General features: G+C 68.3%; 8 protein-coding genes. 3 read left to right on the top strand and 5 right to left on the bottom strand.

Annotated elements, in window-relative coordinates:
- Nucleotides 1-31 precede the first annotated feature (31 nt).
- Both VGT00_08580 and VGT00_08575 read right to left on the bottom strand, forming a co-directional pair.
- Nucleotides 32-427: a type II toxin-antitoxin system death-on-curing family toxin gene (locus VGT00_08580; GenBank protein ID HEV8531459.1), complete on the bottom strand. Its 396-nt coding sequence runs from the start codon at nt 425-427 to the stop codon at nt 32-34.
- A 3-nt stretch (nt 428-430) separates the two neighbouring features.
- Entirely contained in the window at nt 431-658 is a 228-nt protein-coding gene (locus tag VGT00_08575; GenBank protein ID HEV8531458.1) for an AbrB/MazE/SpoVT family DNA-binding domain-containing protein, read from the bottom strand.
- 225 nt (nt 659-883) lie between these two features.
- Between VGT00_08575 and VGT00_08570 the strand changes: the two genes are divergently transcribed.
- The 3 genes from VGT00_08570 (at nt 884) to VGT00_08560 (ending at nt 4544) form a co-directional block, all read left to right on the top strand.
- Nucleotides 884-2614 (top strand): CocE/NonD family hydrolase, encoded by a 1731-nt coding sequence (locus VGT00_08570; protein ID HEV8531457.1) that lies wholly within the window; start codon nt 884-886, stop codon nt 2612-2614.
- A 49-nt stretch (nt 2615-2663) separates the two neighbouring features.
- The gene (locus VGT00_08565; GenBank protein HEV8531456.1) at nt 2664-3479 is read left to right on the top strand and encodes an enoyl-CoA hydratase-related protein; all 816 of its coding nucleotides are present in this window, start codon (nt 2664-2666) and stop codon (nt 3477-3479) included.
- Between the two features lie 120 nt (nt 3480-3599).
- Nucleotides 3600-4544 carry an SMP-30/gluconolactonase/LRE family protein gene (locus VGT00_08560; GenBank protein HEV8531455.1) on the top strand — a complete coding sequence of 315 codons (945 nt, stop codon included), beginning with the start codon at nt 3600-3602 and terminating at the stop codon, nt 4542-4544.
- 72 nt (nt 4545-4616) lie between these two features.
- Here VGT00_08560 and VGT00_08555 read toward each other — a convergent pair whose 3' ends face one another.
- From VGT00_08555 to VGT00_08545, 3 genes are all read right to left on the bottom strand, one after another.
- Nucleotides 4617-5612 carry an alcohol dehydrogenase catalytic domain-containing protein gene (locus tag VGT00_08555; GenBank protein HEV8531454.1) on the bottom strand — a complete coding sequence of 332 codons (996 nt, stop codon included), beginning with the start codon at nt 5610-5612 and terminating at the stop codon, nt 4617-4619.
- Nucleotides 5613-5627: 15 nt separating this feature from the next.
- Complete coding sequence (locus VGT00_08550; GenBank protein HEV8531453.1) at nt 5628-6446, bottom strand: methyltransferase domain-containing protein; 819 nt, start codon at nt 6444-6446, stop codon at nt 5628-5630.
- Nucleotides 6447-6457: 11 nt separating this feature from the next.
- Nucleotides 6458-6958 (bottom strand): cyclase family protein (locus VGT00_08545; GenBank protein HEV8531452.1); only part of this gene is annotated, 501 nt, incomplete at its 5' end.

Here is a 6958-nt window from a genome sequence, read left to right as displayed (position 1 = left end):
CGCCGGTCGAGGTACATGGCTAGGCCCAACTCTACCGCTTACGCGGCCTCGTATGCTGCTGAACAAACACTGCGACCTCTGCCTTGCTGAGGCGTCGTGTCGCCACCCCGGCTACAAGATCCACGAGCTCGTCACTTGCCGCCTGAAGGGAGAGCGAATTCAAGCCCAAGAAGACCAGCGTGGTCATGAGACCAATGCGCTTGTTGCCATCGACGAAGGCATGCCCCTGGACCAGATGGAAGAGATAGGCGGCAGCCATCTCGGGCAAGCTTTCATGCAGCCATCGGCCTCCGTACGTCGCTTGCGGCATGGCCAGAGCGGATTCCAGCAAGGCGACATCGCGAATTCCCGGACGACCCCCGTACCGCTCGATCTGGTCCGCGTGCAATGCCAGCACTTCATCGAGCGTGAGAAACTCGACCTTCACTTCCTACTCGGCGAGCCGCCGGAACGCGCCACCGTATCGCCGGTGGGCTTCCTCGACCACGCGCTTGAGCCTGGCCGTCCGCTGGCGGCTGCGCACGGGCGAGATTACTATGACCTGTCCGTCGGTAGACACTTCGAGCGAGGTGCTCGCGTCTATTCCCACCCGGTCGAGGAGCGGCTTGTCGAGGACCAGGGCTAAGCTATTCCCCGTCTTCGTCAACTTCTTCCGCATGCGGGATCCCTCCGTACGGACAGTATACCGGCATTGTAAGTACGGATCAAATCCGGCTTCACTGTATGAGGCGCATGCGCCACACGTCCGCCGCCGCGCCAGCCAGAGCGATTCAATGACCTCGAGGACGGCCTCCCGAGCGTATGGGGTCGCGACAGCGGCTCCGAGCGTCCCCCGATGGGGTAGAATCTGCGCCGGCGCTGTCCTCACAAGGAGCGATTCCCCATGCTGATCGACAAGGATGTGGCCATGACGACGCGCGACGGCGTCACCCTTCGCGCCGACGTCTATCGCCCGGATGGGCCGGGCCGCTTTCCCGTGCTGCTCTCGCGCCTCCCCTACGACAAGAATCTCCGCCGGCGCCCGGGCGACATCGACGTCTTCGTCGAGCATGGGTATGTCGTGATCATGCAGGACACGCGCGGCCGCTTCGCCTCGGACGGCGACGAGTACTACCCGCTCGTGTGGGAGGCGCAGGACGGCTACGACGCCGTCGAGTGGGCGGCCGGCCTGCCCTACTCCGACGGCCAGGTCGGCACCATGGGGCAGTCCTATCTGGGCGCCACGCAGTATCTCCTCGCGCCCACGCGGCCGCCCCATCTCAAGGCGTCCTTCCCCGCCTCCGCCCCCGCGGACTTTCACCAGTGCTGGGTGTACCACTCGGGCGGGGCCTTCGAGCTCGGGTGGCAGATCCCCTATGCCGTCCTGATGGCGCGGGACACAATCGCGCGCCGGGGTCTCACCGCCACGCTCTTGCCCGAGCTCGAGCGTGAGCTGGCGGCCGCGCCCACGCCATGGGCTCCCCCGCTATCGCCCGAGGCGTACGGGCACTTGCCGCTCGCGGACTGGGCGAAGCGGCTCGAATCCGTGGCGGGCTATCTCGGCGACTATCTCCGGAATCCGGAGGACGGGTCGCCGTGGTGGCAGGTCAACATGGAGCGGCAGCACGACCAGATCGCCGTGCCGATGTATCACGTGACGTCCTGGTACGACATCTTCCTGCACGGCGGCCTCGCGAACTTCTGCGGGCTCCGCACCCGCGCCATGACAAACGAGGCGCGGGCCTCCCAGAAGCTCCTCGTCGGTCCCTGGGCTCACCTGTTCCCCTACACCAGTCCGACCTCGACGGGGACCGGGGACATCGACTTCGGAGCGGAGGCGCTCATCGATCTGCACGAGATCCAGCTCCGCTGGTTCGATCACTGGCTCAAGGGGCTCGACACCGGGCTCCTCGACGAGCCGCCCGTCAAGATCTTCGTGATGGGCGAGAACCGCTGGCGCGACGAGCGTGAGTGGCCGCTCGCGCGGACACGCTACACGCCGTACTATTTGCACAGCCGGGGGCACGCGAACAGCGACCGCGGCGACGGATCGCTCGACCCGCGGCAGCCCGGCGAGGAAACGGCCGATCACTTCACCTACGACCCCGACGACCCCGTCCCCACCCGCGGCGGCAATACGCTGATCCTCGCCATGGGCGTATGGGACCAGCGCCCGGTGGAGGGGCGAGAGGACGTGCTCGTCTACACGAGCGAGGTGGTGACGGAGGCGCTCGAGGTTACCGGACCCATCACGGTGACGCTCTATGCGGCGAGCAGCGCTCCCGACACCGACTTCACCGCGAAGCTGGTCAACCTCCGCCCCGACGGGTATGCGCAGAACCTGGCCGACGGTATCATCCGCGCCCGCTACCGCGACTCGCGCACGACGCCCACGGCCCTCACCCCGGGTGAGGTGTCACGCTTCACCATCGACCTCTGGGCCACCAGCCACGTCTTCCTGCCCGGCCATCGGATCCGCCTGGAGATCGCGTCCAGCAACTTCCCGCGCTTCGACCGCAACCTGAACACGGGCAAGGATCAGGCCACGGGGACGCGCCGGCAAACGGCGCGGCAGACCGTCTTCCACGACTCGCGCTACCCGTCGCATATCGTGCTGCCCGTTGTTCCCCGGTGAACGAGCGCCGCGCTATTGTTTGGAACTCCGCCAACCTGAGGAGCCTGCCATGACCGAGCAGCTCGTGACGTACGCCACCGACGGCCGCGTCGGCACCATCTCGCTCAACCGGCCCGACAAGCTCAATGCCATCAGCCCCGAGCTCAAGCGCATGCTCATGGAGCGCTTCCGCGAGGCCGACGGCGACCCCAACACCAGCGTGGTCGTGCTCCGGGCGGAGGGACGCAGCTTCTGCGCCGGCTACGACATCGGGCCCAATCCGGCCCGGGCCGCCCGGCGGGGGGACGCCCTCGCCTGGCACGCCTCGCTCACCGACGACGTCGCCCTCGAGATGACGCCGTGGGACATGGCCAAGCCGGTGATCGCCTCCGTGCAGGGGCACTGTCTGGGCGGAGGCTGCGAGCTCGTGATGATGTGTGACCTCACCGTGGCCGCCGACGATGCCCTCTTCGGCGAGCCCGAGATCCGCTTCTCCAGTGTCGGTCCCGCGCTGATCATGCCCTTCGTGATCGGGCTCAAGCGCGCCCGCGAGATGCTCTACCTCGGCGAGCCCATCGATGCCCAGACCGCCCTCCGGTACGGCATGGTCAATCGCGTGGTGCCGCGCGCCGATCTTGCCGCGGCGACGACGAAGCTCGCTCGCCGGCTCGCCCTCATCTCTCCGGAGGCGCTCGCCGGCACCAAGCTGGCCATCAACCGCGGCGCCGATGCCGCCGGCTTTCGCAACGCCATTCGCGCCGGCCTGGACGTGCTGGCCCCGCTCTATGCCGCCCGGACCGAGGTCGGGATGAAGTTCGACGAGATCCGGGAGAAGGAGGGCCTGGGCGCGGCCTTGCGCTGGCGCGCCGCCCAGTTCGCCGAGTAGGTCTGGATGCTGCCTCGCGCGGCGGGCCGCGGGTTTCGTGCTCTCAAGCGCCGGGTTGCTCCGGCCTGGTGGGCGCTCGCCAGAGCAACGCGCCGACGCGCGTCGGCGTCCGCCAGGCCCGTGAGCTACGTGGAGCGCCGCGCTCCCGAGCTCGATCAGATCGTTCCGCGCGACGTGAAGATCGAGCAGGTTGCCGAGGGGTTCGGGTTCACCGAAGGTCCCGTGTGGATCCCCGACGGCTATCTCCTGTTCGCCGACCTCCCCCACAACGTCATCCGCAAGTGGGATCCGATCCACGGCGCGTCAGTGGTTCGCACGCGGACAGGCTATGCCGCCGCGGACATTCCCCCGTGTGGGTCCATGGGCTCCAACGGCATGACCCTCGATGGCGAGGGGCGGCTGACGATCTGCGAGCCGGGAAACCATCGGGTGACGCGGCAGGAGCACGATGGAACCCTCACGGCGCTCGCCGACCGCTTCGAAGGCAAGCGATTGAACAGTCCCAACGACCTCGTCTACAAGTCCGACGGCGCCCTGTACTTCACCGACCCCCCGCACGGGCTTCTGCGGGAGGACGAGGATCCGGCGAAGGAGCTCCCGTTCAACGGGGTCTTTCGCCTCGCTGACGGAAAGCTCACGCTGGTGGCCGCGGATCTGCGCCGCCCCAACGGCCTCGCCTTCTCACCGGACGAGAAGTACCTGTACGTCAGCAACTCCGACAGGAAGAACAAGATCTGGATGCGCTTCGACGTGGAGCCGGATAGCTCACTCGCCAACGGCAGGCTCTTTCTCGATCTGAACGGCGAGCCGGGCCAGGAGCCGGACGGGATGAAGGTGGATCGGCGGGGGAATCTGTACCTGACCGGGCCGGGCGGGCTCTGGATCACCGACCCCGCGGGGCAGATCCTGGGCGTGATCCGCACCACGCACGAGCCCGCCAACGCCGCCTGGGGCGACGCCGACGGCAAGGCGCTCTATCTCACGGCGCGCAGCGTGCTGTACCGCATTCGCCTGAGCATCGAGGGCATCCGCCCGCCGAGCCGTCAGCGATACTTGCAGCCGTAGAGCTTGCCTGGCCGGGGTCAGGTCTCACATTCACGCATTGTCGGATCGAATGTTGAATTGTGAGACCCGACCCTAGCCGGGCGTGATGACGGTCTTGGCGCCGTGGCCGGCGGAGGCGTGCGCGAAGGCTTCTTCCACACGCTCGAGCGGGAAGCGCGCGGTGATCAGCCGCTTGACGCCGAGCTTGGGCATCAGGGCGAGGGCGCGGCGGTAGGCCGTGCCGCGGCCGAAGGCGCCGCCGATGTGCAGCTCTCGGTAGTGAATGTCCCATAGGTCGAGGGGCAGCCGGCTGCCCTTCGGATTCACGCCCACGAGCTGCACGTGTCCCGTGGACCGCGTGAGCCCGATCGCCTCGGCCACCAGCTCCGGCTTGCCCACTGCTTCGCAGACGACGTCGGCCCCGCGGTCTTTCGTGAGGGCCATCACCCGATCGCGCAGGCTCTCCTTCAGCGGATCGATGACGACGTGAGCGCCGAGGCGACGCGCGATCTGCCGTCGCTCCTCGATGGGGTCGGAGAGGATGAGGCGGCGCGCGCCCCGACGGCGGGCAATCGCCATGGTCAGGAGCCCCATGATGCCGCCGCCGATGACGAGCACCGTCGCCGCGCGTGGCATGCGGAAGGTTTCCAGACCCGCCAGGCAGCAGGCGGCGGGCTCGGTCAGGGCGGCCGTCACGGGATCGAGGCCCTTCGGCAGCGGATGCACGCTTTTCGCGGGCAGGGCCACGCGCTCGGCGAAGCCGCCTACGCGGACGGCGCGCGGGCACTGCGAGGTGCGCCCTGCCTCGCACGCCGCGCACTGCCCGCACCCGTACGATGGCTCGCACCCGACCGCGCGTCCGACCAGGCGCCGGCTCACCCCTCGGCCTACCTCGCGCACGACGCCGGTGTACTCGTGGCCCAGCACCATGGGGGGCGTCCACGGGAAAAGCCCCTGGGTGGCGTGGATGTCGGTGCCGCAGATGCCCGCGGTATGGATCCCCACCACGACCTGCCCCGGCCCCGCCACGGGATCGGGCACCTCGTCGATGCTGAAGCGGCTCTCGCCTCGCCAGGTCGCAACTTTCATTTCACCCTCCTCACCTCAGGGTCGATCGAAGACTGCCTGCACCGAGACGAGACGGCCCTCCGCTCGGTTGCGCTGGCCGGCAGCTATGATCTCGTCGATGGCATCACCCATCACGAGGCGCTGGATGCTGTGGGCCGGGATGCCTGCGCCTGTGGTCGGCCCGACCGTCTCGGCCGTCACATCGTCCCACACGCGCACCTTGAACCCCGCCCCCTCGATCACCGCCTTCATCTCCGCGGGCGGTCGCAAGAAACTCGTGGAGGCATCGCGCGCCCACATCACGGGATAGACAATCGGCTGCACGGGGCCGGCCATGGGCTCCTGGAGCGCAAGGAATCCGCCGGGCCGCAGCACGCGATGGAAGCCCGCGTACAGCCGCTCCTTGTCCGCGATGTTCATCCCGCTGTTCTGGGTCCACACCATGTCGAAGGCGCCGTCGAGGAAGGTCAGGTCCAGGGCATTGCCGACGTGGTGGCTCACGCGATCGTCGAGGCCCATCCGGGCCGTGAGCATCCGCGCGGCGCGAACATAGGACTCCGTCAGGTCCACCACCGTGACCTGGCAGCCGAACTCGACGGCGAGCGTGCGGGCGGGGCCGCCAAACCCGCCGCCCACGTCGAGCACCCGCATCCCGGGCTCGGCGACGGCCAGCCGCGCGAGACGCATGGTGATCGGCTTGCCTCCCCCGTGGAACTGGTCCACGGGCGCCAGCTCGTCGGTCGTGAGCGCGTCGAGATTGCTGCCCCGCGCCTTGAGAGCGGCGAGAATCGCCTCCGCGAGATTCTCCCGCTCCCAGTACCCGCCGATCACGCGCGCGTCGATGTCGGATGGCAAGACCAGACCGCCTACTTGATGGCTTGGGGATTGATGGGCGAGCCCGTGCCGCGGCTGATCACGAGCGGCGGCGCGCAGAAGAAGAACTCGTAGACGCCGTCGGCGGCACAGTCCTCGGCCAGCTCCTTCAGATAGAAGATCTCCCCGTGCACGATCCCGATGGCGGGAATCGTCACCCAGTGCCAGGGCTGGAAGACCTCCGGCCCGGTGTCGTTGGGGCGCACCTCGATGCCCCACGTGTCGCTGCAGATCGCGGCGATCTGCTTGCCGTGGATCCACTCCAGGCTCTCGAAGGCCAGCCCCGGCGCGTCCCCGCCCGCGTAGCCGCCCCACTCGCCCTTCTGCAGCCGGTCCTCCATCTGCCCGGTGCGGATGATCACGAAGTCGGCGCGACGCACCTCCACGCCTTCCTTCTTGGCGGTGGCGTCCAGATCGGCGACGGTGATCCCGTAGCCGTCCTGGAGGAACGGCACGCCCTTGTGGCGCGCCACATCGAGCAAGACGCCGCGGCC

The organism is Candidatus Methylomirabilota bacterium, from assembly GCA_036002485.1.
Taxonomy (GTDB): Bacteria; Methylomirabilota; Methylomirabilia; order Rokubacteriales; family CSP1-6; genus AR37.
Note: the sequence above shows the minus strand (reverse complement) of the source record. Positions and strands in the feature narration are given on the sequence as shown.